21 protein-coding genes are annotated in these 25,117 nt (G+C 69.0%); 8 read left to right on the top strand and 13 right to left on the bottom strand.

From position 1 onward, the window contains the following. Window positions 1-19: 19 nt before the first annotated feature. Both Q0747_RS11340 and Q0747_RS11335 read right to left on the bottom strand, forming a co-directional pair. Complete coding sequence (locus tag Q0747_RS11340) at window positions 20-1,111, bottom strand: hypothetical protein (protein WP_298254695.1); 1,092 nt, start codon at window positions 1,109-1,111, stop codon at window positions 20-22. A gap of 2 nt (window positions 1,112-1,113) precedes the next feature. Further along, window positions 1,114-1,797 (bottom strand): DUF6308 family protein, encoded by a 684-nt coding sequence (locus Q0747_RS11335; RefSeq protein WP_298254693.1) that lies wholly within the window; start codon window positions 1,795-1,797, stop codon window positions 1,114-1,116. 197 nt (window positions 1,798-1,994) lie between these two features. Between Q0747_RS11335 and Q0747_RS11330 the strand changes: the two genes are divergently transcribed. The 3 genes from Q0747_RS11330 to Q0747_RS11320 are packed head-to-tail and all read left to right on the top strand — an operon-like array spanning window position 1,995 to window position 3,014. Further along, window positions 1,995-2,261, top strand: a complete 267-nt coding sequence (locus Q0747_RS11330; RefSeq protein ID WP_298254691.1) for a helix-turn-helix domain-containing protein — start codon at window positions 1,995-1,997, stop codon at window positions 2,259-2,261. Continuing rightward, complete coding sequence (locus Q0747_RS11325; RefSeq protein ID WP_298254689.1) at window positions 2,254-2,514, top strand: hypothetical protein; 261 nt, start codon at window positions 2,254-2,256, stop codon at window positions 2,512-2,514. The genes Q0747_RS11330 and Q0747_RS11325 overlap by 8 nt, the downstream gene beginning before the upstream one ends. Next, a complete protein-coding gene (locus Q0747_RS11320; protein ID WP_298254687.1) occupies window positions 2,496-3,014 on the top strand; it encodes a type II toxin-antitoxin system HipA family toxin in 519 nt (172 codons plus the stop codon). The genes Q0747_RS11325 and Q0747_RS11320 overlap by 19 nt, the downstream gene beginning before the upstream one ends. A gap of 74 nt (window positions 3,015-3,088) precedes the next feature. Here the strand turns inward: Q0747_RS11320 and Q0747_RS11315 are convergent, their stop codons facing one another. The 7 genes from Q0747_RS11315 to Q0747_RS11285 are packed head-to-tail and all read right to left on the bottom strand — an operon-like array spanning window position 3,089 to window position 11,424. Further along, the gene (locus Q0747_RS11315; protein ID WP_298254685.1) at window positions 3,089-4,660 is read right to left on the bottom strand and encodes an amidohydrolase; all 1,572 of its coding nucleotides are present in this window, start codon (window positions 4,658-4,660) and stop codon (window positions 3,089-3,091) included. Beyond that, on the bottom strand, window positions 4,644-6,299 hold the full coding sequence (locus Q0747_RS11310; RefSeq protein WP_298254683.1) for a thiamine pyrophosphate-binding protein: 1,656 nt from the start codon (window positions 6,297-6,299) through the stop codon (window positions 4,644-4,646). Before Q0747_RS11310 ends, Q0747_RS11315 begins: the two co-directional genes overlap by 17 nt. Further along, on the bottom strand, window positions 6,296-7,972 hold the full coding sequence (locus tag Q0747_RS11305; RefSeq protein ID WP_298254681.1) for an amidohydrolase: 1,677 nt from the start codon (window positions 7,970-7,972) through the stop codon (window positions 6,296-6,298). The genes Q0747_RS11310 and Q0747_RS11305 overlap by 4 nt, the downstream gene beginning before the upstream one ends. A gap of 37 nt (window positions 7,973-8,009) precedes the next feature. Beyond that, on the bottom strand, window positions 8,010-8,984 hold the full coding sequence (locus Q0747_RS11300) for a C-terminal binding protein (RefSeq protein WP_298254679.1): 975 nt from the start codon (window positions 8,982-8,984) through the stop codon (window positions 8,010-8,012). 60 nt (window positions 8,985-9,044) lie between these two features. Beyond that, a complete protein-coding gene (locus tag Q0747_RS11295; RefSeq protein WP_298254677.1) occupies window positions 9,045-9,824 on the bottom strand; it encodes an amino acid ABC transporter ATP-binding protein in 780 nt (259 codons plus the stop codon). Next, a complete protein-coding gene (locus Q0747_RS11290; protein ID WP_298254675.1) occupies window positions 9,821-10,552 on the bottom strand; it encodes an amino acid ABC transporter permease in 732 nt (243 codons plus the stop codon). The genes Q0747_RS11295 and Q0747_RS11290 overlap by 4 nt, the downstream gene beginning before the upstream one ends. Before the next feature lie 32 nt (window positions 10,553-10,584). Further along, window positions 10,585-11,424, bottom strand: coding sequence for a transporter substrate-binding domain-containing protein (locus Q0747_RS11285; RefSeq protein ID WP_298254673.1), 840 nt, complete (start codon window positions 11,422-11,424; stop codon window positions 10,585-10,587). 201 nt (window positions 11,425-11,625) lie between these two features. Here Q0747_RS11285 and Q0747_RS11280 point away from each other — a divergent pair, with 201 nt between their 5' ends. After that, a complete protein-coding gene (locus tag Q0747_RS11280; RefSeq protein WP_298254671.1) occupies window positions 11,626-12,525 on the top strand; it encodes an Lrp/AsnC family transcriptional regulator in 900 nt (299 codons plus the stop codon). 310 nt (window positions 12,526-12,835) lie between these two features. Here the strand turns inward: Q0747_RS11280 and Q0747_RS11275 are convergent, their stop codons facing one another. The 4 genes from Q0747_RS11275 to Q0747_RS11260 all read right to left on the bottom strand — a co-directional run bounded on the left by Q0747_RS11275 (window position 12,836) and on the right by Q0747_RS11260 (window position 20,282). Beyond that, the gene (locus tag Q0747_RS11275; protein ID WP_298254670.1) at window positions 12,836-14,293 is read right to left on the bottom strand and encodes an MFS transporter; all 1,458 of its coding nucleotides are present in this window, start codon (window positions 14,291-14,293) and stop codon (window positions 12,836-12,838) included. Window positions 14,294-14,363: 70 nt separating this feature from the next. Then, window positions 14,364-15,857 carry an NAD-dependent succinate-semialdehyde dehydrogenase gene (locus tag Q0747_RS11270; protein ID WP_298254668.1) on the bottom strand — a complete coding sequence of 498 codons (1,494 nt, stop codon included), beginning with the start codon at window positions 15,855-15,857 and terminating at the stop codon, window positions 14,364-14,366. Between the two features lies 1 nt (window position 15,858). After that, complete coding sequence (locus Q0747_RS11265) at window positions 15,859-18,996, bottom strand: FAD-binding and (Fe-S)-binding domain-containing protein (protein WP_298254666.1); 3,138 nt, start codon at window positions 18,994-18,996, stop codon at window positions 15,859-15,861. Between the two features lie 8 nt (window positions 18,997-19,004). Next, complete coding sequence (locus Q0747_RS11260; RefSeq protein WP_298254664.1) at window positions 19,005-20,282, bottom strand: aspartate aminotransferase family protein; 1,278 nt, start codon at window positions 20,280-20,282, stop codon at window positions 19,005-19,007. Between the two features lie 65 nt (window positions 20,283-20,347). Between Q0747_RS11260 and Q0747_RS11255 the strand changes: the two genes are divergently transcribed. From Q0747_RS11255 to Q0747_RS11240, 4 genes are all read left to right on the top strand, one after another. Continuing rightward, on the top strand, window positions 20,348-21,337 hold the full coding sequence (locus Q0747_RS11255) for a D-2-hydroxyacid dehydrogenase (RefSeq protein WP_298254662.1): 990 nt from the start codon (window positions 20,348-20,350) through the stop codon (window positions 21,335-21,337). Window positions 21,338-21,424: 87 nt separating this feature from the next. Beyond that, complete coding sequence (locus tag Q0747_RS11250; RefSeq protein ID WP_298254660.1) at window positions 21,425-22,606, top strand: M24 family metallopeptidase; 1,182 nt, start codon at window positions 21,425-21,427, stop codon at window positions 22,604-22,606. Between the two features lie 2 nt (window positions 22,607-22,608). Continuing rightward, a complete protein-coding gene (locus Q0747_RS11245) occupies window positions 22,609-23,862 on the top strand; it encodes a PLP-dependent aminotransferase family protein (protein WP_298254658.1) in 1,254 nt (417 codons plus the stop codon). Continuing rightward, window positions 23,859-25,097 carry a M20 family metallopeptidase gene (locus Q0747_RS11240; RefSeq protein ID WP_298254656.1) on the top strand — a complete coding sequence of 413 codons (1,239 nt, stop codon included), beginning with the start codon at window positions 23,859-23,861 and terminating at the stop codon, window positions 25,095-25,097. Before Q0747_RS11245 ends, Q0747_RS11240 begins: the two co-directional genes overlap by 4 nt. The last annotated feature ends 20 nt before the right edge of the window (window positions 25,098-25,117 follow it).

Below are 25,117 nucleotides of genomic sequence, written 5' to 3'. Positions count from 1 at the left end.
ACCGGGAGCGCATCCTCCGTCAGCTAGCCGGGTAGTCCGACCTCACGCTGTCCAGCGCGTCCATGAGACGTCCGAGGGCTTCGGGGGAAACGTCGGCCAGTGGCACATTCGGCCGGCGCTTCCACCCCGACTCCTTCAAGGACTCTGCCGCAATCCTAAGCCCGTCGATATCCGCAAGACCACTGAGGAAGCCGTCGAATCGCCTGTCATTCGCCGGGCTGGCCGCCACTTTCGGCACTCGGGTGAAACTCAGCTCGAGCGTGGTCGACGACGTCGTGTAGTGATACACGTACAGGTGCCCCACCTCGCCTGTGCTGTCCAACGACATCTGGAAGGATCCGGCAGGGATCCGCTTCGCCCGACGCACCGACCCGACGAACGGGATGGTGCGGCGTCGAGCCTCCCCGAGCAGGAGATCGAACCTCGAGAGATTCTCGGCGTCATTGCTCTTGATCCAATCCCGGCACTCGCTCTCGGTCCAGCGACCCTCAGCACGCTCCGCTGCTGCCGCCTTCGCCGCGGCAAGTTCCTCTCCGTACGTCGTCGGAAGGAGCATCTCGGTGTGCTCGGAGAGCAGGCGCTTGTACGCGACGGCGATGACCGACGTCGTCGGTCCCGACGTCGCATTGAGATACTCCACGATGCGCCGCAGATCGTCGTTGATCGCATCGACGGCCAGAACGATGTTGAAGCGGCCCTCCGCCAGGTTCGCCGCGACCGCGCCGGAGAAGTCAGGATTGGCCGACGCGACAGACTCTCCCAGGCTCCTACCTGTTCGAGCGAGCCATCGTTGTTCGAACTCTCCCAGGGACATGCGCCAGAACGCCGACGCGTAGTCGAACATCTGCCCGATGATCTCGCGCCGCACCTGGCGATTCGATGCGAGCTTGCACTCGACCAGGGTCAGCCCACCCTCCTGATCGACGACGATCAGGTCGGCCGGTCCGGCACCCGACTGCATCTCCTTGCACGCCACGGCCTGGTCCCCTACGCCGGGGATGAGTCGGGGATGGTCCGCCAAAATCTGTTGCAGTTCCGCCTCCCGCCCGTAGCCGACCTCGTCCGGTTCGGCCCAGTCACCACCCAGTGGCCGCGTCAGGATGGTAGCCACTGCTACACCTCGACGGCGACGTCATCGTCGTCGACTGGTTCCAGACCGAGCTCGATGCCGTGCATCCACAGCACGATGTCCATCACCCGCAGCGTCGAGATGTGCTCCGGCGCTTCTGCTGCCTGCCGGATGGCCTCGAGCCGCTCCGGGAGCCCCGTGTCCTTCAACGCCGCGTGCCAGGTGGTCCACTGCGCGGCAGAGTTCGTGAGGCCCATCAGCGGGCGGACGACGGAGTCGTAGATGGGGATGAGCCGGGGGCGCTTTCTGGCCATGATCTTGCTCGCCCGGGTGGGTCCGATGCCCCACTTCCCGTACTTCTTTCCCCGGATCAGGTCCCACAGCTCGTTAGCGGGGCTGCCCGGCGCCTCGAACTCATCGATATCCGTCGTCCAAAGATCGACGTCGACGGGTAGCTGCTCGAGCAAGCCCGTGATCTCTTCGGCGTACGTCTCGAGTAGCCCGATAGCGGCCCGGCCCTTGATGTCGACGGAGAGGAAGGACACAGCCACGAGATCGTCGGCCGTGATGCGATCAGCGACGTCGGGGTGATCGCCACCCCCTGCCCAGCCGTCGAAGCGGGTGCCGGTGCGGGGAATGGTATGTCCGGCGAGAGGTGTGTAGTAGCGCCGGACCAGCGCTGCGGCCTCGGCGACATGGTTGGCGTCGAGTATCTCGTGGTACGTCACAGGGCGCTCGCTTCTACCAAAGCCCGGGTCGTCCAGGCGCGAAATTGTTCGGTCGAATCACCGACGGTACCGCTACCCAGTGCCACCGGTAGCGACCATCGAGAAACTGCGCGTGTCGGACGAAACGACCCTGGTTGACTTCGATATCGGTAGCATTCACGGTGACTTCATTATCGAATTCACCGAGGTGGGCCAGAATGACACTGCGAGGACAGGTTCGAAACGCCGAAGCCCTCGGCCGCATGCTTCAGCAGGGGCGCATGCTCCACGGAATGAGCCAGCGGCAATTGGCCGAGCAACTCGGCATCAGCCAGAAATGGGTATGGGAGATGGAGCAGGGGAAGCCCGGCCTGCTCACTGAACGACTCTTCGAGATGCTGCGCGCCACCGGCGTGCGGCTCTATGCAGAAGTCGACGAGCCGGAGGAGGATGCACATCCGTCGGAGCCTTCGAGCGATGAGTGAGCTCCGCGTCGAGCTGTTCGGGATCCTGGTGGGCCGGTTGACGGGCACGGACTGGCGGACCTTCGATCTCCGTGCCGACCGTTCATGCTTCGACCATTCCGATCTCGGCAGTACCGTCCTGTCCGAGTCCGGTCCGCTCGAACTCGCGTCGAACCGCACCCGAGCCTCACGCCGTCGAAATTTCTTCACGGAGCTGCTCCCCGCGATCGATCAGCCTCCGCTCCCACGGGACGCATGCACCAGGAGGACATGAACCAGGTCCTCGGGGCGCACGGGAACGAGAAGTACCAGGAGCAGGGCGGCAAGGTCAGCCTACGGCGCATCGCGGACGTGCTCCGCCGCAATGGGGACAACGAGTCCCTCGAACGCCTCCTCACGATGACTGTCCTCGCCGTCGCTCTCGGCAACCTCGATCTGCATGCGAAGAACCTGTCCCTGCTCCACCACCCCGACGGCCGCTCCGAACTCGCCCCCGCGTACGACGTCGTGCCCATGCGCCACCAGCCCACGGACGTGCGGATGGCCATGTCCGTCAACGGCACCTACCGTCATACGGAGCTCACGCGTGCAGACCTCGTCGAGGAGGCAACCTCCTGGCGCCTCCGCTCGCCGGAGCCGCTCATCTCACGGGCGCTGGAGGCGCTGGAGACTTTCGCATCCTCCACCGAACCCGATCCGCGAGCGCACCCCGGACTTCAGGAGGACGTGTTGAGCTTCACCCGGAACCTCCTCACCGGGAAGCCGGTGGGCTAGCGCACGCGCGAGGCCACCGTGCCGTCACCTTCGGTCCGGTCCCGGCACCCGACGTCACTGGATACGGCCGCCCCTCACCAGTGCCGGTGCCCGCCGGACGAGCGGTAGTCCGGCCACGGCAGGTCGATCGGCGGTTCGAAGTCCTTGTCCAGCAGGGCCGGCATCGGATCGTCAGCCGTGCGCTGCTCGAACTCCTGCCGCGCCGCCTCGAGCGCCTCCGGGGTGCACAGCAGGTCGATGAAGGTTCCGGCGATGGTCTTCCCCGCCACCTCGATGGTGGGATCGATGGTTGCAGGTATGCCACCGAGGGCGTTCATGACCCAGCCGGGGTACGCACCGCTCCCCGGGACCGGCTTCAGCGCCGGACGCGCCACGTAGAAGCGGACCGTGGGGGCGTAGTGGGTCATCTCCACGTAGTCGTCGCTGGTCCAGTTCCGCTGCCACGCCGGCATGTGCTCGCGCAGCAGCCGCTCGGCCTCCTGCGGTTCGATGAGCTGCTCGCACTCGTCCAGGAACGGCTTGGACGTGGGCTCCACGCCGAGAGCGCGCTGGATCTCGTTCGCAGCGGCGACGGCCTCGGCGTCGTACTCAGGTGCTCCGACGGCGCTGAGATTCCGGTACAGCAGCTCGGCGAGGGCGTGGTTGGTCCGTCCGGGACGGCTGCGCGCCACCCAGCGTTCCTCCAGCGCGCAGTGGGCCATGGCCGCCGCGTGCTCGGCGTTGCGGTCGAGGACGGCCAGGACGTGCTCGGCCATGGCGATGTCCGGGGTGCGCCAGGAGAACTGGATGCGGGCCACGCGCTGGGGCAGATTGTCCGCGGTCGCCTGACCGTCCAGCAGGATCGCGTCCGACAGGCTCCACCCGCCCACGCTGGGCAGCATGGCATCCTGCATGGACCGTGAGGCCGAGTACATGGTCATGAGCGCCACATTGGCACCGGGGGCCCGGGCCGCGGAGTGCGACGCCGGGATGGGCGAGTTGGGATCGGCCCCGATCTGCCAGGTCTCGGGTTCGTCGCAGCGGAAGGTGTAGACCTTGCTGTAGTAGGCCCCGCACTGCGTGTCCCAGCGCGCCGTGTTGCACAGCGGCAGCATGTAGAAGGGATGGAAGCTCACGATCGCGTCGACGTCGTCGTAGTAGCCGCGCAGCCCGTGCACCACCTTGGACCCGTGCATCTTCTCCGCCGGCTCGCCCGTGTACCGGAGGGTCCCGGGGATCCGGTGCACCGTCATGGCGTGCTGCGTCCCGAGCAGCCCCGCCAAGGTGGAGATGCCCAGGGCGGAGTGCGGATCCGTGTGGCCCGGCGCGAGCGCGCTGAGGCCCTCGCGCGGCTCCTGCTGCGTGGTGGCCGACTGGCTGTTGCCCGGCACGGCGTCGTACTCGGCGTACGTCAGGAGGGCAGGGCCGTCCCCGTTGCGCCAGGTCGCGGAGAAGGCCGTGGGCATGCCCGCCGAGCCCTCCTCGACGTCGAACCCGTACTCCCGCAGCGTCGCGACGTACCAGGCCGCCGACTCGTACTCCCGCCATGCGGGTTCGGCCAGGTCCCAGATCTTCGAGTGCCACCCCGACAGCTCGGCCATGTGGTCGTCGATCCACTGCCGGGCCGTCGCGCGGGCCTGCTCGGTGAGCTCAGCGCTGTGCTGCATGGACATCTCCTGCCTTCTCGGTCGCGGCGTCGGCGTCGGCGTCGTCTGGCTGGAACAGCGCGAAGGGGACGTGGACGAGGCTGACGCCCGGCTCGGCGATCGCCGCGGTGAGGGTGGAGCGCAGCGACGCGTAGTCGGTGGCGGTGTGGCCCGATCCGCCGAAGGCGACGGCGAGCAGCGGCCAGTCCGGCTGCACCAGCTCCACGCCCACGGGTTCGATACCGCGGTCCACCTCGTTCTCGCGGATCTCCTGGTAGCCGCCGTTGTCCACGCAGACCACCGTGAGATTCAGCTTCTGCTCGGCAGCCGTGACGAGCTCCTGCACAGAGAACATGAGCGCGCCGTCGCCCAGCACGCAGACCACGCTTGAGTCCGGTTCCGCCACGGCTGCGCCGATCGCCGCGGGCAGCCCGTACCCGAGGGTCGCGTAGGCCGGCATGTAGAGGAACTTCTTCGGTTCCTCCTGCACCACGGCGGAGGTCATGCCGTAGTAGGTGATCTGCGAGGAGTCCCCGCTCACGGTGGCATGCCCCGGCAGCAGCGCCGTGATCTCCCGCGCCAGCCTCATGACACCCGGCGAGAAGGCGTCCGCCTCCTCACGCTGGGCCTGCCGGATCGCGTCGAGACCCTCCGGCTGCCGTGGCTCCCGCGTGAGGAGCCTGCGCAGCGCGGGCAGCGCGACGCGGCTGTCCCCCACGACGGCGACGTCGGCCGCCAGGTTGGCCTCGATCCGGTTCTCGTCGATGTCGATGCGGATGATGCTGCCCCGGGGTTCGAGCGTCCTGCCCCACAGCTCAGCCTCGCCGACCTTGCTGCCGATGATGAGCACCACGTCCGCGGCCTCGATGATCGGCAGCGTCGCCGCGAGGCGGAGTTCCGCGCGCAGGGAGAGCGGGTGGGACTCGGGGATGGCGGCCTTGCCGTTGAGGGAGGTGATCACCGGGGCGCCGAGCGTCTCGGCGAGGAGCAGCAGCTCGTCCGCGGCCGGGAGTGCGCCGCCGCCGGCGATGATGACGGGCCGTGAGGCGCCGTCGAGCATCCGGGCTGCGGCGTCGAGTCCTGACTGCTCCGGCACCGCGAGGTCGAACCGGCGCCGCTCGAGTGCGCTCTCCTCGGCCGTGGAGGCGGCCTCGAGCACGTCGAGCGGCACCTCGATGTGCACGGGGCGCGGCCTGCCCGACTCGAACAGGCGGAAGGCGTCGTGGATGGCCTCGACGGCCTCGGCGTCGCTCTCCACCCGCCGGCTCCAGAGCATCACGGAACCGGCCGCACCGGTGGGGTCCTTCGACTCGTGCAGCAGGCCGCGGTCCTCGAACCCCGTGCCGCGCGGCGTCCCGGGCGAGAGGATCAGCAGCGGCCGCGACTCGCAGAACGCGGTGCCGGCGGCGGACAGCGCGTTGAGCAGGCCCGGCCCGCTGGTGGTGATGACGACGCCGGGAAGTCCGCGCCGCTGCGACCACCCGTCGGCGGCGTACCCGGCGCCCTGTTCGTGACGGGTGGTCACCGCCGCGATGCCGAGATCGCCCAGTACCCGGTAGAACTCCAGGTTGTGCGTCCCGGGGATGCCGAAGACGGTGTCCACGCCGTAGTTGCGGATGGTGCGCATCAGGGCGCGCCCGCCGGTGTTCTCGAAACTCATGCTGGTGTCCTCCGGTACTTCTGCTGACCGCCCACCCAGGTGGCCAGGACGGTGATGGTGCCGATCGATGCGGCCGCCACGGTGAGGGGATCCTCACCCAGGACGGCGAAGTCTGCGAGCTTACCGGGCGACAGGGAGCCGATCTCGTCCTCCCGGCCGAGACTGACGGCCGCGTTGATGGTGTGGGCCCGCAGGGCCTGCCCGACGTCGATGCGCAGCGCGTCGTCGCCGAGGCGGTGGCCCCGCCTCGTCTCGCGCGTCACGGAGACCTGGAGGGCCTCGAGCGGGACAGGTTCCGCCACGGGGGCGTCCGAGGAGATGGTCACAGGCACTCCCGCGGCGATGAACTCGCCGAGCGGATTGAAGCGCTCCCCCACGGTGCCGATCGCGTCCGTGACGCCCTCACCCCAGTTGTAGTAGTGCTGGGGCTGGTTGACCGGCCTGATACCGGCGGCGGCCATGCGGCTGATCTGCTCGGGGGTCGGCAGTCCGCAGTGCTCGATCCGGTGGCGGGCATCGGCGTCGGGCCTGTCCTGGAGCGCCCGCTCGATCGTGGAGACCACCATCTCGATGGCGTCCGGCGACTGCGCGTGGGTGGCGGTCTGCAGGCCGGCTGCGTGGGCGCGCCGCACCAGGGCGTCGTAGTCCTCCGGCGAGTGGTAGAGCTGCCCGGTGCGGCAGGGGTCGCCCACGTAGCCGTCGGGGAAGTACGCCGTCCAGCCACCGAGGGTGCCGTCGGCGTAGAGCTTGATCCCGGCGAAGCTCAGGGCGTCGTTGCCGAAGGGGCCGTGCATCCCGAGTTCGAGTACCTCGTCGAGCAGATGGGACAGCACGTACATGGAGATGCGGGTCTTCAGTTCCCCGCGCTCGGCCAGCCGCAGGTACATGTCGAACTCGCGGCGGGAGACCTGGCAGTCGCCGATGGCCGTGACGCCGCCGGCGAGGAAGTTCTGCTGCGCGGCCTCGAGCTGGCGCAGATGCTCGGCGGGCTCGTCCTCGAGGTGGAAGTTGGGGCCGTGGTGACCGACGTCGACGCCGTGGACGCCTGTGAGGATGTTGCAGGCGGCATCGCTGAGCTCACCCGTGAGATCGCCGTCGTCGGTGCGGAAGAACTCCCCGCCGGCTGGGTTGGGCGTGTCCCGGTCGATTCCGGCGCGGGTCAGCGTCAGCGTGTTGACGACGCCCCCGTGACCGCTGGCGTTCATGAGGTAGACCTCGCGGGCGGTGGAGACCTGATCGAGCTCCTGGCGGGTGGGGTGCCGGCCCTCGAGGAGATTGCGCTGCTCGTAGCCGTAGCCGCGGACGGGGAGGTCGGCGGGCGCGGATTCCGCGGCGGTCCGGAGCAGTTCCACGATCTCGGGGATGGACGACGCCTTGTCCGGCCCGCAGTCCACCCACGTCATGAGCTGCCCGTACATCAGGGGGTGCGCGTGGGCGTCGATGAAGCCCGGCACGATCGTGGCGTCACCGTAGTCGACCTCTTCCGCCTCGCGGCCGGAGAGGGTCGCCGCAGCGGCGCGGCAGTGCTCGACGTCGCCCAGCAGGGCGATCCGCCCGTCCACCACGAGCATCGCGGTGGCGGTCGGGGTGTCGTCGTCGACGGTGTGGATGACCGAGGCCGTGACGATGACCGGTCTGGGGTTGGCGGTGAGCGGGCGTGCGAGTCGGCGCATGAGGGTACTCCGTGGGGAAAGGTGGGAGGCGAGGGGGTCAGGAGTCGGTCGGGACCGGGGTGAGCGGTCTGCCGGTCCTGGCCCAGGTGAGGACGTTGTCGGCCTGCAGCCGCACGTAGTCGGCGAGCGCGGCGTCGGACAGGAAGGCCGCGTGCGGTGTGAGCGTGACGCGCGGGTGGTTCATGAGGGCGTGGTCCTGCGGCGGTGGTTCCTCGTCGAGGACGTCCAGCCCGGCGGCCCCGATCCTGCCGTCGTCGAGCGCGTCCCGGAGGGCGGCCGCGTCGATGAGACCGCCGCGGCTGACGTTGACGATCACCGCTCCGCGTCTCAGCTCACCCAGCCGCCCGGCGTCCAGGAACCCGGTGGTCTCCTCGGTCAGCGGAAGGTGGAGCGAGATCACATCGGCCTCACGGAGGGCGACCTCGAGGGACACCTGCTCAACACCGCTGCGCTCACACGGGACCGGGTCGTACCCGATGATGCGGCCGAAGATCGGGGCGGCCTGCTCCGCGAGGGCCAGGCCGATCCGCCCGAGACCGATGATGCCGAGGGTCAGCCCGCTCCCCCGCCGCGGCAGCGGGACCGCCGCGAGGTCCCAGCCGCCCGCCCTGACTGCGCGGTCGTGGGCGGAGATGCCCCTGAGCGCGTCGAGGATGAGGGCGAGGGCATGGAGCGCCACCTCCTCGGTCGCCGCCCCGACGATGTTCGACACCGCGACCCCACGCCGGTGGGCAGCCTCGACGTCGACGTTGTCGAAGCCCATGGACGCCAGGGCCACCATGCGCAGCGCCGGGAGGCGGGCGAACGCGTCGTCGTCGAGGCTGCCGTAGCCCAGCATGAGGGCATCGGCATCGACCGCATCCGCGACGATGGCCTCCGAGTCGCTGCCCTGGAGCAGGGTGACCGAATGGCCCGCGGACTCGAGGGCGCCGAAGACCGTGCGGACGTCCAGATCGGCCAGATCGGAACACACGGCGATCCTGATGGGGCGTACCTGCGCGTGGGTGGACATCGTCACCTCCTGGGGGTTCGTCAAGCAGTTCTCTGGAGCAGTTACAGGGAGCGGTCCGGGCTAGTGGACGTGGCTGAGGAAGCGCCGGGTCCGTTCGTGCTGCGGGCGGTCGAAGAAGTCCTCCGGAGGGGCCTGCTCCACGATCACGCCGTTGTCGAAGAGCGTCACCTCATCGGCCACGCGTCGGGCGAACCGGACCTCGTGGGTGACGACGATCATGGTCATGCCGCCCCTCGCGAGCCCCTCCATGACGTCGAGCACTTCGCCCACGAGCTCCGGATCGAGCGCCGACGTGGGTTCGTCGAACAGCATCACGTCCGGGTCGAGGACGAGGGCCCGGGCGATGGCCACGCGTTGCTGCTGCCCGCCACTGAGTTCCGACGGGAAGTGGTCGGCGCGCTCGGACAGGCCCACGCGCTCCAGCATCTCGTGGGCCCGCTCGAGGGCCGTGTGTCGCTTGACCTGCTGCACGGCCGTCAGGGCGAGGGCCACGTTCCGGACGGCGGAGAGGTGCGGGAAGAGATTGAACTTCTGGAACACCATCCCGATGTCCCTGCGCTGCACGGCCAGGGTCCGCTCCGGGAGGTGGCGGCCGCCGTCGTTCACACCGATCCGCTCACCGTGCAGCAGGATGTCGCCCCTGTCGGACGGCTCGAGGAGGGCCATCAGCCGGAGCATGGTCGACTTCCCGGATCCGGACGGACCGAGGACCGCCTTGACCTGCCCCTTGGCGATCTGGAACTCGACGCCCTTGAGCACCTCGTTGCCGCCGTACGCCTTGTGCAGATCCTTGACCTGGAGGGTCAGGTCCTGGACGGGGGCAACACTGGCGTGGCTCATGCGAGACCTCCTGCAGGGACGGATTCGGCTTTGCGCTTCTTGGTCGGCTTGACCGAGATCCACGCGAAGCGGCGCTCGATCATCGTCTGGAAGACGGTGATCACGCTGACGATCACGAGGTAGTAGATGATGGCCACCGAGTAGTACTCGGCATAGCGGAAGGTGATGTTGACGCCCACCTGCGCCGTCGTCAGCAGCTCCCGGAGGGAGATCACGGACGCCAGCGAGGAGTACTTGATCAGACCGATGAACTCGTTCGTCGTGGGAGGCAGCGCGATGCGGATGGCCTGCGGGATGGTGACCTTCAGCATCACCGTGGCCGGCTTCATGCCCAGGGCCCGGCCCGCGAGCGGCTGGCCGTCATCCACGCTGAGCAGCGCCGACCGGATGATCTCGGCCATGAACGCGGCCTCGACCAGCCCGAGGCCGATCGATGCCGCCACGAAGGGCGAGTACCAGTCCGACCGGAGGCTCGGCAGGATCTGCGGCAGCGCATTCCACATGATGAGAAGCACCAGCAGGGCGGGGATGGCCCGGAAGAACCAGACGTACGCACCGGCCGGGACCCGGCCGAACTGGGACTTCCCCACCCTGCCGAGCGCGACGACGAAGCCGATCGCCGTCGCGATGACGAGCGAGACCACCGCGACGCCGATGGACAGCAGCGCGCCCTTCAGATAGCTGGAACTGAAGAGCTGCTCGAAGAAGATGTCGAAATCGAAGCCCATGCGGGCCCCCTCTCAAGGTGTGGGGGGCGTGGTTAGTCGACGTCGGTGATCGAGGGATCGAGGTTGTACTTCTCCGCGATCTCCGCCATGGTGCCGTCGGCCTGGAGAGCCTTCAGGCCCTCGGCGATCGCCGGGGAGATGGGATCGTCCTTGCGACTGAAGACCCCGAAGGTGGTGTCGAGTTCAAAGATGTCGCCCGCCTCCGCCAGCTTCCCCTCGTTCTGCGTGACCATGTAGGCGGCCGCCACGTTGGTCTCCACAAGGGCGTCGGCCTTCCCGTTCAGCACGGCGAGGACGGTCTCCGCGGTCTTCGGGTACTCGTCGACCTTGATCGCATCCATACCGTCGGAAACGCATGTCTCGGAGACCTCGTTGATGGAGATGGCGTTCGCGGACGCTGCCTGCGCGGCCACGGTGAGCCCGCACAGGTCAGCGGCCTCGGTGAGGCCCGCCGCCTCGTCAGGAGTGGTCAGGATGGTGGGACCGGCGTTCATGACCGGGCTGGCATCGGCGATCGCCAGACGTTCCTCGGACATGTAGAGACCGCCGTAGATCATGTCGCACGATCCGGACTGGAGCTGTGGCATGAGCCCGTCGAACGAGGTCACGTTCATGTTCGCCTCGACGCCCCAGTGCTCCGCGAGCGCACGGATGCCGTCGGCGTCGAAGCCCACGATCTCGCCGTCGGAGCCGTTCTCGTAGTACTCCAGCGGTGCGTACTCGGGATCGATGCAGGCGGTGAGCTTGCCCTCGTTCACCAGACCTTCCGGCCCTGCCGAGCTGCTGGAGCTGCTGCTCTCCTCCGAGCCGCCGCAGCCGCTCAGGATCAGAGCCAGGACGGCGACGGTGCAGGTCGTTGCTAACTTCTTCATGCTCACTCCATCAGGTCGAACGATCGCCGCCTGGCGTCGTGATGAAAGTCTGGAGTCGCAATCGACCTGCGTCAACCGTATGTGCGTCATAATTGCACCCGGACAGTACTTTCGTACTGTCGAGTTATGCATAATTTGTCGTAAGGCACCTAAAGTGCTGTGCAAGCTGAAAAACGGTACTTCACGAGGGATGTAGGTTTCATGGATCCGATCACGGAGGGGGCTCTCGTCCTGCTGCGGAAGGACGGGCGCCTCTCGTTCACGGAACTGGCCCGGATGCTCGGAACCACGCGGGCGTCCATCGCTGCCCGGCTGACCCCGATGCTGGAGTCGGACGAATTGCGCATCGTCGCGGCCGTGCATCCCCGACTGCTGGGGCTGAACGTGATGGCGCACCTCGCGGTGAAACTCTCAGGAGACCTCGAGCGGGTGGTCGATGTCATCGCCGAGCAGCTGCCTGCCGTCTTCATCTCCGAGATCGTGGGGCCGGAGCAGCTCATCGTGGAGGTGCACACGAGGACCCTGGGCGATCTGCAGGGTGTCCTCCGGCGCATCAGGTCCATCGAGGGGGTGTCGGATGTCCGGTATCTCATCTATCAGCAGGTGCTCAACAGCTTCTTCCTCGGTGCCGAGCCGGAAGGACCGTACGCGGACCTCGACGCGTCGGACTCGACCATCATCGAGATGCTCCAGCACGACGGCCGCGCAACCTATGCGGCACTGGCGGCGAGTGCAGGCCTGTCCATCACCGCCGTCCGTGCCCGCGTGCGCCGGCTCCTCGCCTCCGGCGTCATGCGCATCGGGGCCCTTGGGCAACGCTCGGATTCCGCGGGGAGCCTCGTGTTCGGCCTGGGGCTCAATCTGGGCGGCGAGGGGGTCGAGGCCGTCCACCGGATCTCCGGGCGGCGGGGGCTGGAGTTCATGGCCCGGACCATCGGCCGCTACGACCTCATTGCCACCGTGCCGTTCACCTCGCTGCAGGATTTCAACACCTTCATCGCCGAGCTGCGCCGGACCGCCGAGGTGGAGAACGTCAGCTCGTGGCTGCATGCCCGGATCCGGCAGGAGCGCTACCAGTTGGCGAGCATCCGGCGGGGGTAGGGCTCAGCTCGGCGTCGTCGGTGCCGTCCACGGGGTCGTCGGTGCGGCCGGTTCTGTACTGGTCCGGGGGCTTTCGGCGTCGCGACACCGTGTCGCGGCACGACACGCCGGCCTACGGCAGGACACGACCGGCAAAGACCCCGGATCTGAACGCGCCAACCGCCCACCTCGACCCCAGCCCTAGCCGCCCAGCAGAACGATCCCGGCCTATCTCGACTACATGACAAAGGAAGGCGGCCGCCCGAGCCAGGCGGCCGCCCCCACCTGCGGGCTCGGCGGTCAGCCGGCCCAGCAGCTCCGCTCGGGAGACTCAGCTCGCGAAGCTCGCACGGCGCTCCGCGGCGTCCGCGCGGTTCGCCTCCACATAGCCGGGCTTCGGGAGGCCGACGGACTCGGGCAGGCCCGGAAGCTCCTCGCCGCGCAGCGTTGCCTGGGCGGTCTCCCGCATGCACAGCACGCTCACGAGGCCGATCAACCCGGCGATGGCCATGTACCACCCGGGTACCAGCTGGTTCCCGGTGGTCTCGATCAGCTGGTTGGCCACCGTCTGCGACGGCCCGGCGAAGAACGCGGTGGAGAAGTTGTAGCCGATCGCGAAACCCGTGTACCGCACCGCCGTGGGGAACAGCGCCGGAAGCGTCGAGGAGACCGACGACACCAGGATCACCAGGAGCAGACCGAGCACGGCCAGGCCCACGAACTGCAGGATCAGGCTCGGCATGCCCAGCAGCATGATCGCGGGCACCGACAACAGCGTGTACCCACCGGCCGCCACGAGCAGCAGCGGCTTGCGTCCCACGCGGTCGGACAACCTCCCGGCGAACGGGATCGCCACGAGCATCAGCGCCATGATGGCCACCAGCATCCAGTTGCCCTGCGCCGGACTGTGACCGAGCTGACTGCTCATGTAGGTCGGCATGTACCCGAGGATCAGGTAGAACGCCACGTTGAGGAGCACCACGAAACCGGCCAGGACCAGGAGCTGGCGCCAGTTGTTCCTCAGCACGTTGCGGATGGGCGGCTTGGCGGTCTCACGGCTCTCCGAGGCCTCGGAGAACACCGGCGCCTCGGCCAGCCGGGTCCTGATCCACAGCGCGGTGAGACCGAGCGGGATGGTCAGCAGGAACGGCAGACGCCACCAGCCGTCCTCCATGCCCTGGTCCCCCACGATGGTGATCAGCGATGTGCAGACCACTGCCGCCAGGATGAAGCCCACCGTGGTACCGAACTCCAGGAACGATCCGAAGAATCCGCGGCGCCGGTCCGGAGCGCACTCTGCCATGTACACGGCAGCACCCCCGTACTCGCCACCTGCCGAGAAGCCCTGCACCAGCCGGCAGACCAGCAGCAGCGCCGGGGCCAACAGGCCTGCGGTGGCCAGCGTCGGCAGCAGACCGATGGCGCCCGTGGCCAGCGTCATCATGGTCACGGTGAGCACCATGACCTTCTGCCGGCCCACCCTGTCACCGAGCGGTCCGAGGATGAGACCGCCCAGCGGCCTCACCAGGAAGGACAGCGCGAGGGTAGCGAGGGTGAGGGTGACGCCGAGGCCGCCGTCGCCCTCCGTGGAGCCGAAGAAGTTGGTGGCCATGTAGATGGTGAGGTAGCCGTACACCCCGTAGTCGAACCACTCGACGGCGTTACCGAGGGCGGAACCGAGGATGGACCGGTGGAGTGACCGTTTGCCCTCCTCGGTACAGGGTTCCTCGCCGGGGGCGGCGAGGGGTTCGGGCTGAGTCTGCTCCACGGGCTGGGGACTGGTCGTCATTGGTTCGTCCTTCGATTGTGTGGTTCTCGTCAGGAGGTGAGGTCCATCTCGGTGTTCCGCCGCACGGCACTCAGCTGCGCGGCATGGCCATGTACTTGGTCTCGAGGAATTCCTCGATGCCCACGCGTCCGCCCTCACGGCCCAGCCCGGAGGCCTTGACCCCTCCGAAGGGCGCCGCGGGGTTGGAGACGATGCCGGTGTTGAGCCCCACCATGCCCACCTCGAGCGCATCGCCCACGCGGAAGCCGCGGTCCACGTCCTGCGTGAAGAGGTAGCCCACCAGCCCCCACGGGGTGTCGTTGGCCAGCCGGACGACGTCGTCCTCGGTGTCGAAGGGCACCACCGGTGCCACCGGCCCGAAGATCTCCTGGCTCATCAGGTCGGAGTCCGGGTGAACACCGGACAGCACCGTGGGCGTGTAGAAGTAGCCCGGGCGCTCGGGCCGAGAGCCGCCGCACACGACGTCGGCGCCCCTGGATACCGCGTCGTCCACCAACTCCTGCACCTTCGTGAGCGCCTTCTCCTCCACCAGGGGGCCGACGTCGGTCCCGGATTCGGCGCCGTCGCCCACCGACAGGGCGCCCAGGCGTGCGGCGAGCCGCCGGGCGAAGTCGTCGGCGACCGGACGCTGGACGAACAATCGGTTGGCCGCGGTGCAGGCCTCGCCCATGTTGCGCATCTTGGCGGCCACGGCGCCGTCCACCGCGCGGTCGAGGTCCGCGTCCTCGAACACGATGAACGGAGCGTTTCCGCCGAGTTCCATCGACGACCGCATCACGTGCTGCGCTGCCTGCTTCAGGAGCAGGACGCCCACCTCGGTGGAACCGGTGAAGCTGACCTTGCGGGCGATTCCGCTGGCCATCCAGGGCGTCACCACGTCCGACGCTTTGGTGGTGCAGACGACGTTGAGCACTCCCCTGGGCAGGCCCGCCTCGACGAGGATGTCCACGAGCGCGAGGGAGGACAGCGGGGTGAGATTGGCCGGCTTGAACACCATGGTGCAGCCGGCTGCGATCGCCGGACCGATCTTGCGGGTGCCCATCGCCAGCGGGAAGTTCCATGGCGTGACCAGCACGCACGGGCCCACGGGTTCCTTGGAGACGAGGATCCGGTTCCTCCCGTCGCCCGTGCTGGTGAGGTCGCCGCCGATCCGCACCGCCTCCTCCGAGAACCAGCGGAGGAACTCGGCCGCGTAGGCGACCTCGCCCCGGGCCTCCGCGAAGGGTTTGCCCATCTCGGTGGTCATGATGAGGGCCACCTCGTCCTGGCGGGCCATGGTCAGATCGTAGGCGCGGCGCAGGATCTCGCTGCGCTCCCGGGGCGACGTCCTGGCCCACTCCTTCTGCACGCGTCCGGCGGTCTCGATGGCGCGCTGCGCATCGTCCGGACCGCCGTCGGCCACGCTGGCGATGACCTCCTCGGTGGCGGGGTTGACGACGTCGAACCGTTTGCCGGAGGCCGCTTCGGTCCACTCGCCGTCGATGAACAGGCCCGTGCTGACCCTGGCGATCGTGTCGAGCGCGTGCTGCGAGGTCCGCGCGGTGCTGGTGGTCGGCGTTGTCATGTCAGGAGTCCTTGTCGTGAGGAAGTGGGAGGTCGGGGACCGCTGCGGGGCGGCTGGGTCGGGCGGTACGGGCTGTTTCTCCTGGGCCCGGACGTGGTGCGCCACGCGTACCCGTGCCGGGATCGAGCAGCTGGGCGAGGTGTCTGCCCTGCCGCTCGCCGTCGAGCTGCTCGACCTGCATGGCGCAGGAGAAGCCGTCGGTGAGCACCACGGACTCCCGGCCCGTGCTGCGCAGCGCCGGAGCCAGCGCCTGCTCGGCGACGAGCATGCTCACCTCGTAGTGCTCCTTCTCGAAGCCGAAGTTCCCTGCCACGCCGCAGCAGCCGGTGGCGTCCACGACGTCGGTGATGCCGACGGCGGTGAGCGTGGCCTTCTGGGTGCCGGCTCCGAAGACGGAGTACTCGTGGCAGTGCGTCTGCAGCACCACCTTCTCCGGGAGCGCCTCCTCCGGCGTCGGCGTCCAGCCTGCGCGCGTGAGCTGATCGACGTGCGCGGCGAAACTGCGCACCCGGGCTGCCACGCGCCGCGCCTGATCGGTGTGGACCAGCTCGGGCAGGTCCTTGCGGAGCGCCGCGGCACAGCTGGGTTCCACCACCACGATGGGGCGGTCCGTGCCGTCGTCGAGCGCCTCGGCAGCCTTGCCGAGCAATCGCCTGGCGGTGTCCAGCTGGCCGATGGAGATCCAGGTCAGGCCGCAGCACGCGTCGGCCGCGCACTCTGTGCGCCCTTCCGCCTCGGTCAGCACGCGGGCTGCGGCACCGGCCACCTCGGGCCGGAAGCCGCGGGTGAAGGTGTCCACGAACAAGACCACACCCTCCGCGGCGGAACCGGGCGCGACGCCGTCACGCCTCCTGTCCTTGCGCAGCCGCCCCGGCATCACCACCCCTGCAGCAGCGACCTCCCCGCGCCATGCGCTGCCGCGGGCGAACCGCGGCAGGGAGCGCGCCGTGGTGAGACCGCCGAGCGCGGCTGCCAGCGTGCCGAGGGGCGTTGCCAGCACGGCGTTGACGAGCGGAGCCACGCGGCCGGTGAGCTTCAGCCACCGCGGCAGCCAGCCCAGGGAGAAATGGGAGAGCGGCCGCAGCCTGCCCCGGTAGTAGTGGTCGAAGAACTCGGACTTGTAGGTGGCCATGTCCACGCCCGTGGGGCAGTCGCTCGAGCAGGCCTTGCACGACAGGCAGAGGTCCAGGGCCTCCCGGACCTCCTCGGATCTCCAGCCCTCCTCCACGGTGCGCGCGCCGCGGACCATGTCCTGCAGCACGCGGGCGCGGCCGCGGGTGGAATCCTTCTCGTCGCCCGTGGCCCGGTAGCTGGGGCACATCACCCCGCCGGAATCCGTGCGGCAGCGGCCCACGCCGATGCAGGCCTGGAGCGCGTGGACCCACGGATCGCTGCCGCTTCCGCTCTCGTTCGCGGGCTTGTCCGTCTCGGCGGAGGAACCTCCGCCGGAGTGCAGTGGCCGCAGGTCGAAGCTGGTCCGCCACTCGCGCTGCGGCACACCGTCCAGGGCCAGCTGCGCGTCCAGCGGGTCGGGGTCGGTGAGCGAGCCCGGGTTCAGGATGCCCGCGGGATCCCACAGGCGGCGATAGTCGGCGAACGCCTGCAGTATGGAGTGCGAGTACATCAGGGGCAGTAGCTGCGAGCGGGCCCTGCCGTCCCCGTGCTCGCCGGAGAGCGAACCGCCGTGCCGCACCACCAGCCGGGCCGCCGCGCGGGAGAAGTCCCGGAAGGCCTCGCGGCCCTCATCCGTGCGCAGATCGTACGTGATGCGGATGTGCATGCAGCCGGCCCCGAAATGCCCGTACATGACTCCTTTGAGTCCGTAGCTGTCCAGCAGTCCGCGCACCTCGGCGAGGTAGTCCGCGAGCTTCTCCGGCGCGACGGCGGAGTCCTCCCAGCCGGGCCACGACTCGCCGCCCGTGGAGAGGCGGGACGACAGCCCGGCCCCGTCCTCGCGGACCCGCCAGAGGGAAGCCCGCTCGACGGCGTCGGGCACCGGCCTGCCCGCCACGAGGCGGCCGTTCTCCCGGAGACGGGCCAGCAGGCGACCGGCTTCGGCCTCCACGGCGGCGGGATCCTCGCCGTCGAGGTCCACGTACAGCCACGCCTTGCCCTCCGGCAGGCCCAGCACCGCGTCCTCGCCCCGGCGGAACCGCATCGTGTCCACGATCGCTTCGTCGATGCCCTCGACGGCCGCCGGGGAGAACTCCAGGATGGTTCCGATGTCCCGGGCCGCCTCCACCACGTCCGCGTAGCCGAGGCAGACCAGGAGCGCACTGGCCGGCTTGGGCACGAGCTTCATCCGGGCACCGGTGATGATCGCGCAGGTGCCCTCCGAGCCCACCAGGGCACGGGCCACGTCGAAGCCGTTCTCCGGCAGCAGGTTGGCCAGGTGGTAGCCCGAGACCTGCCGTGGGATGCGGCCCAGTTCGGTGCGGAAGGTCGCCAGGTTGCGGTGGGCGAGCTCTGTGAGCGAGGTGTTGAGGGCGGCAGCGCGGGCTGCGGCGAAGCCGTCCCCCGGGTGCGTGGCGCGCAGCCCGCCCGCAGTGGCCGTGAGCTGTGCGCCGTCGGAGGTGATGACGTCGAGCTCCACCACGTGGTCCGAGGTGCGGCCGTAGCGCACGGAGTGGTTGCCGCAGGCGTCGTTGCCCAGCGAACCCCCCACGGTGGCCCGGGTCCTGGACGACGGGTCCGGGGCGAAGGTGAACCGGTTATCGGTTGCCTGCTCCGCCTCGCGGGACAGGACGGCGAGCACCACGCCCGGGTCCACGGACACCGTGCCGGCCGCTTCATCGAAGCCGTGGATCCGGTCGAAGTGCCGTGAAAAGTCCAGCACCACCCCCGGCCCGACGGCATTGCCCGCCATGGACGTCCCACCACCGCGGCTGATCAGCGGGGTTCCGGTCTGCCGGCAGACCGCCAGCGTGGCCACCACGTCCTCCGTGGACCGCGGGAACACCACGGCGAGCGGCGGGACGCGGTAATTGGACGCGTCGTAGGAGTACTCCGCCAGCCGCCGGGGTGAGCCGTCGGCGTCGACGCCTGCGGCGGCCAAGTGCTCGAGCACCGCCTGCTGCGCGGCGTCGGGTGCAGCGGCAGGCACGACGGCGGGGGTATCCGGCGGGGAGGACACGGTCATCTGTCGCCTCAGCCTCCCGACGTGGCGGTGACGGCGCCGACGACGGCGGCCACCGCCGCCTCGAAGCGCTCCAGCCCGGTGGAGATCTCCTCGGGCGTGACCACCAGGGCGGGGATCAGACGGATCACGTTGCCGGCGGGGCCGCAGGTCAGGGTGAGCAGGCCCTGGTCCACGGTGGCCTGCTGGACCGCGGCGGCCATGACGCCGTCGGGCGTGCCGTCCTCGCGGCTGAACTCGATGCCCTGCATCAGGCCGCGTCCGCGGACGTCGCCGATCGCCGGGCAGCGGTCCTGGATCTCCTTCAGTCCGACCTGCAGCTGCTCACCGCGGAGGCGGGAGTTCTCCACGAGCCCCTCCTCCTTCACCACCTCGAGTGTCGCGACGCCGGCCGCGGCGGACACGGCGTTGCCGCCGTACGTCCCGCCCTGGGAACCGGGCCAGGCCTTGGACATGGTCTCGGTGGACGCGGCGATCGCGGAGATGGGGAAGCCGGAGGCGATGCCCTTCGCCGTGACGAGGATGTCCGGTGTGGCGGCGGAGTACTGGTGGCCCCAGAACCTGCCGGTGCGGCCGACGCCGGCCTGGACCTCGTCGAAGATCAGCTGGATGCCGTGGGTGTCGGCGCGTTCCCGCAGCCCCTCCATGAAGGCAGGCGGTGTAGGCAGGTACCCGCCGTCACCCAGCGCGGGTTCGATGAGGAAGGCCGCGGTGTCGTTCGGCGCCGTGCGGGTCTGCAGCAGGTAGTCGAGCTCCTGCAGGGCGAAGGCGACGGCCACGTCCTCGTCCCAGCCGTAGCGGTACGCGTAGGGGAAGGCGGACATGTGGACCCCTGCCATCAGGGGTGCGAATCCTGCGGAGAACCTGGTCCCCGCCGTGGTCATGGACGCGGCGGCGACGGTGCGACCGTGGAACCCTCCCTGGAACACCACGATGTTGGGGCGCCCGGTGGCCATGCGCGCCAGGCGGATGGCGGCCTCGACGGCTTCGGATCCCGAGGTGGCGTAGAACACGGAATCGAGGCCGGTGGGAAGGACCTCCCCGAGCTTCTCGGTGAGCTCCAGCAGCGGCTTGTGCATCACCGTGGTGTATTGGGCGTGGATGATCTTGCCCACCTGCTCGCGTGCGGCGGCCACCACCTTCGGATGGCAGTGCCCGGTGCTCGTCACGCCGATACCCGTGGTGAAGTCCAGATAGTCCCTGCCGTCGGTCCCGTAGATCCAGCTGCCGAGAGCACGATCCACGACGACGGGGGTTGCTTGCTTGAGTGCCGGGCTGAGCGAAGTCATGCGCACTATGATGCAGGTCACAGCTGTTTATTGTCAACAATCGGGCGATGCTTTACGGTTGGACCGTGCCTACCACTGAGGAGAGCCGCGCACCCCGCGTTGTCGTTCTCGCCGCCGAAGGACAACCGCTCCCCTACAACCTGGCCGAGATCGGGGCACTGGCGGAGGTGACCGTGACGGACGCCGCCGGCCTTGCCCGCGCGGCTATCGGAGCCGACGTCCTCTTCCTCTGGGACTTCTTCTCCTCGGCGCTGAGGGAGGCGTGGCCACAGGCGGATGCACTGAAGTGGGTGCACGTGGCCGCGGCCGGCGTCGACGCCATGATGTTCGACGAGCTGCGGTCCTCCGACGTCGTGGTGACGAACGCCCACGGCACCTTCGATCAGCCCATCGCGGAGTTCGTCCTGGCCTCCGTCCTGGCCCACGACAAGCAGCTGCACCTGAGCAAGGCCCTCCAGCAGCGCGCCGTCTGGCAGCACCGCGAAGTCACTCGCAGCGGTGGCTCGCACGCCCTGGTCGTGGGTACGGGCGGTATCGGGCGCGCCACTGCCCGGCTGCTGCGCGCCGTGGGACTGGAGGTCCGCGGCGTCGGTCGCACGGCGCGCGAGGATGATCCGGACTTCGGGGTGGTCCACCGGAGCGCGGACCTGGCGCAACATGCAGGCTGGGCGGACCACCTGGTACTCATCGCCCCGCTCACCGAGCAGACCCGCGACCTGGTGGACGCCCGCGTCCTCGCGGTCCTGAAATCGTCCGCGCACCTCGTCAACGTGGGCCGCGGTGCCCTGGTGGACGAATCCGCCCTCATCGAGGCCCTCCGGGAAGGCCGGATCGCGGCCGCCTCACTGGACGTGTTCCGGGAGGAGCCCCTCCCGGCAGACCACCCGTTCTGGACCATGGAGAACGTGCATATGTCCGCCCACATGTGCGGGGACGTGATCGGCTGGCGTGACGCGCTGGCAGAGCAGTTCCTGGACAAGCTGGAGGAGTGGACAGCAGGCGGGAATCTGACCGGCGTCGTGGACAAGCACCGCGGCTACGTCAGTACCCACTGATCGCCGAACCGTTCGACCCCGCGGTTTGTGTGAGCCGCACCACATGAGTTAGATTGTAGACAATCTACGACGTGCCGGAGGTGGCCCTTGCTGTTCAGCCAAGAGGAGTACGACGCCCGGTTGGCCGGTGTGCGCGTGCGCCTGCAACAGCAGGGGCTCTCCGCCCTGCTGGTCACCGATCCCGCCAACATCTATTACCTCACGGGGTACAACGCGTGGTCCTTCTACACCCCGCAGCTGGTCTTCGTCCCCGCCGACGGTCCCATGCTGCTCTTCGCCCGGGCCATGGATGCCGACGGCGCCTTCCGCACCACCTGGCTGCCGCCGGAGTGCATCGTGGGATACCCCGAGCGCTATGTGCACCGCCCGCACCTGCACCCCTTCGACTGGGTGGCCTTCGCCCTGCGCGAGCGCCATCTCATCGCCGCGGCGGCCAAGGGCTGCGTGGGCCTGGAGATGGACTCCCACTTCTTCTCCCCCAAGGCCTATCGGTCCCTGGTCAACGCCATCCCGGAATGGACGCTCGTGGACAGCTTCGAGCTGGTGAACTGGGTCCGCTCCGTGAAGTCCCCGGCCGAGATCCAGCTGATGCGCGGCGCGGCACAGGTCTGCATGGCAGCCATGGAAGCCGCCGTCGAGACGATCGACGTCGGCGTCCGCCAGTGCGACGCCGCTGCGGCCATCAGCCAGGCCCAGATCACGGGCACCGACGACATCGGCGGTGACTATCCTGCCATCGTGCCGCTGCTCCCGACGGGTGAGGCATCGGACACCCCGCACCTGACCTGGAACGCCGACCGCTTCGAGGCCGGCCAGTCCGTCGTCGTCGAGCTTGCCGGGGCACACCGGCGGTACCACACCCCCTTGGCGCGCACGCTGACACTGGGGAAGAAGCCGGAGCGTCTGGCGAAGCTGGCCGACGCCGTCGCCGACGGCCTCGACGCCGTGCTGAACCGCGTCCAGCCGGGCGTCCCCGTCCGCGAACTCGCCCGCGCCTGGAACTGGAGTCTGGCCGAACACGGCCTGGAGAAGCCCTCCCGTATCGGGTACTCGATCGGCGTCGGCTACCCGCCGGACTGGGGCGAGCGCACCATCTCGATCCGCTCCGAGGACGAGTCCATCCTCGCGGAGAACATGACCTTCCACGTCATCGGCGGCATGTGGATGGACAGCTACGGCTACGAACTCTCCGAATCGATCCGCGTCACCGCCGACGGCGTGGAGACGTTCACCAGCTTCCCCCGAGAACTCATCCAGAAAGGCGGCTAGCCATGACCGTCGACCACTCCGCCACCCGATCCCGTGCCACCCTGCCTCTGGCAGACCGCGCAGCCGGCCTCGTCGGCTCGGTCATCGACTCCAGCACGTCGCTGCTGGCCGCCCAGACGCACGACATCGTCCGCTTCGCCATGGGCTCCCCGGCGAACGAGGCCGTGCCTCTGGCCGAGTTCCGCGACATCGCGGACCAGGTGTTCGACCACAGCTCCATGACCTACGGCGCCACCGAGGGCGAGCCGGTGCTGCTGGAGAATCTCGTCGATTACCTGGCAGGGACATCGGATCCCACCACCGAGGACCGCATCACCATCACAGCCGGGGGGATGCAGGGCCTCGACCTGGCCTGCAAGATCTTCATCGACCCCGGTGACCTGGTCATCGTGGAAAGCCCCACCTACACCAACGGCAGCGCCACCGCCCTGAGCTACGGCGCCGAACTGCTCGAGGCACCGACCGACGAGAACGGCCTCGTCGTGGAGGCCCTGCCGGAGCTGATCGCCGCCGCCGGCCGTACCCCCAAGGCCATCTACACCATCCCGAACTTCCAGAACCCCTCCGGGACCACGCTCTCCCTGCCACGGCGCCACCAGCTCCTGGAGCTGGCGCACGAGTGGAACTCCGTGATCATCGACGACGACCCCTACGGTCTGCTGCGATTCCAGGGTGACGACCTGCCGTCCCTGCAGGCCCTGAGTCCCGGCGACCCGCTGCTGTTCTCCGTCCGCACGTTCTCCAAGATCCTGGCCCCAGGACTGCGCGTGGGCTGGGTGGACACGGACCCGGCGCTGCGCCAGCTCGTCATCAACGCCAAGCAGGCCATGGACACGTGCACCAACGTCCCCGGCCAGCACATCGTGGCCGAGTTCATCCGCCGCGGTGGCCTCGATTCACACCTCGCGGGCCTGCGGACCGAATACAGGCACCGCAAGGACTCCATGCAGGAGAGCCTGCACCGGAATCTGGGCACCAGGGTCACCACGACCGACCCCGAAGGCGGCTTCTTCCTCTGGCTCACACTCCAGGGCGAGGACGCGCGGATCTCGACGAGCAAGCTCTTCGAGACAGCACTCGCCGAAGGCGTGGCCTTCATCCCCGGGCCGGCCCTGTCCGCCAGCGGCAGGTTCGACGACGCCCTGCGGCTCTGCTTCGCCTCCACCACTCCCGAACGGGCCGAGGAGGGCATCCTCCGCCTCCGCCGTGCGATGGACGTGGAGCTCCAGGCCCTGAGAGGCACGGACAACCGTTGACGACGGCTCCTGGCCGGCAGCATCGAGAGCTGACGTCCCGTGAACGATCGGCCATCGAACAGGACGTGCTCGGCCTCATCCGCGAGGACGACCTCGTCTCCCTGACCATGGCGCTGGTGGCCGCCGGCGGGGAGAACCCCGGCGGCACCGAGGAGGCCACCGTGGAGGTCCTGAAGGACTTCTGTGAACGCTCCGGGCTCGACGTATCGACCGACACGGTGGCACCGGGTCGGCCGAACCTCACAGCCGTCCTGCCGGGCGGCACCCTGCCTGGCGTCCTGTTCCTCGGCCACTCGGATGTCGTACCGGCCGGGACGGGCTGGGACCGGCCCCCCTTCGAGCCGTACACCCGGGACGGGCGGCTCGTCGGACGCGGGTCCACGGACATGAAGGGCGGTCTGGCCGCCGTCGTCGTCGCCCTGAAGGCCCTGCGGGAGGCCGGCGTGGAGCTGCCCTTCACCACGGCGCTGGCATGCACCGTGGACGAGGAGGACCGCGGCATCGGCATCCGCGCCTTCACCGCCGCTGCCCTCGCCGACCCAGCCTTCTCCTACTCGGCGTGCGTCGTGGCCGAGCCGACGGACCTCACGACCGTGATCGGTTGCCGCGGAGACAGCTACCTCGACCTGGAGATCACCGGTAGGTCGGCCCACTCCGGGCGGCCCGCGGACGGGCGGAACGCGATCGACGCCGCCGCGAGGATCCTGGACCTCGTCCGCGCCGACCATGCCCGGCTCCAGTCCCAGCCGGACCCGCTGCTCGGCGCGGGCACCTGGAACATCGGCCTCATCACGGGCGGCACCGGAATCTCCATGGTGGCGGACCGATGTTCGGTATCGCTGGATCGACGCCTCATGCCCGACGACGACGCAGGCCTGATCCGGGACAGGCTGATGACGCAGATCAGTGACGCCGGCATCGATTCGGACGGCATCTCGGTCGAGGCCGCAGTCTCCATGGAGATGCCCGGCTTCCGTACTCCCGAGGCCCATCCGCTCGTGGCCAATGCCGTGTCCGCGCTGGCCGACGTCGGTGTGGAGAGCACCATCAGCGGTTGGACAGCTGCCTGCGACGGCGGATTCGTGGCCCGCGATCTCGGCGTACCGACCATCGTCATGGGCCCGGGTGGGCTGAACGACCAGGCACACCAGGTGAACGAATCCGTCCGTGTCGCGGAGATCGTTGCAGCCGCTCGTGCTTACGCGCTCCTGTGTCTGCGGCATGGCGGGACCTGAGGTGAGGACGCGCCGGCCCG

It is taken from the genome of uncultured Arthrobacter sp. (assembly GCF_947493765.1).
GTDB lineage: Bacteria > Actinomycetota > Actinomycetes > Actinomycetales > Micrococcaceae > Arthrobacter_D.
This window is presented reverse-complemented; position numbering and strand designations above follow the sequence as displayed.

Coding starts and splice junctions, on each gene's coding strand:
- Q0747_RS11280 (WP_298254671.1), top strand. CDS start 11,626: ATGGATCCGATCACGGAGGGGGCTCTCGTCCTGCTGCGGAAGGACGGG.
- Q0747_RS11270 (WP_298254668.1), bottom strand. CDS start 15,857: ATGACAACGCCGACCACCAGCACCGCGCGGACCTCGCAGCACGCGCTC.
- Q0747_RS11310 (WP_298254683.1), bottom strand. CDS start 6,299: ATGAGTTTCGAGAACACCGGCGGGCGCGCCCTGATGCGCACCATCCGC.
- Q0747_RS11265 (WP_298254666.1), bottom strand. CDS start 18,996: ATGACCGTGTCCTCCCCGCCGGATACCCCCGCCGTCGTGCCTGCCGCT.
- Q0747_RS11295 (WP_298254677.1), bottom strand. CDS start 9,824: ATGAGCCACGCCAGTGTTGCCCCCGTCCAGGACCTGACCCTCCAGGTC.
- Q0747_RS11275 (WP_298254670.1), bottom strand. CDS start 14,293: ATGACGACCAGTCCCCAGCCCGTGGAGCAGACTCAGCCCGAACCCCTC.
- Q0747_RS11300 (WP_298254679.1), bottom strand. CDS start 8,984: ATGTCCACCCACGCGCAGGTACGCCCCATCAGGATCGCCGTGTGTTCC.
- Q0747_RS11315 (WP_298254685.1), bottom strand. CDS start 4,660: ATGCAGCACAGCGCTGAGCTCACCGAGCAGGCCCGCGCGACGGCCCGG.
- Q0747_RS11330 (WP_298254691.1), top strand. CDS start 1,995: ATGACACTGCGAGGACAGGTTCGAAACGCCGAAGCCCTCGGCCGCATG.
- Q0747_RS11285 (WP_298254673.1), bottom strand. CDS start 11,424: ATGAAGAAGTTAGCAACGACCTGCACCGTCGCCGTCCTGGCTCTGATC.
- Q0747_RS11290 (WP_298254675.1), bottom strand. CDS start 10,552: ATGGGCTTCGATTTCGACATCTTCTTCGAGCAGCTCTTCAGTTCCAGC.
- Q0747_RS11320 (WP_298254687.1), top strand. CDS start 2,496: ATGCACCAGGAGGACATGAACCAGGTCCTCGGGGCGCACGGGAACGAG.
- Q0747_RS11260 (WP_298254664.1), bottom strand. CDS start 20,282: ATGACTTCGCTCAGCCCGGCACTCAAGCAAGCAACCCCCGTCGTCGTG.
- Q0747_RS11305 (WP_298254681.1), bottom strand. CDS start 7,972: ATGCGCCGACTCGCACGCCCGCTCACCGCCAACCCCAGACCGGTCATC.
- Q0747_RS11325 (WP_298254689.1), top strand. CDS start 2,254: ATGAGTGAGCTCCGCGTCGAGCTGTTCGGGATCCTGGTGGGCCGGTTG.
- Q0747_RS11245 (WP_298254658.1), top strand. CDS start 22,609: ATGACCGTCGACCACTCCGCCACCCGATCCCGTGCCACCCTGCCTCTG.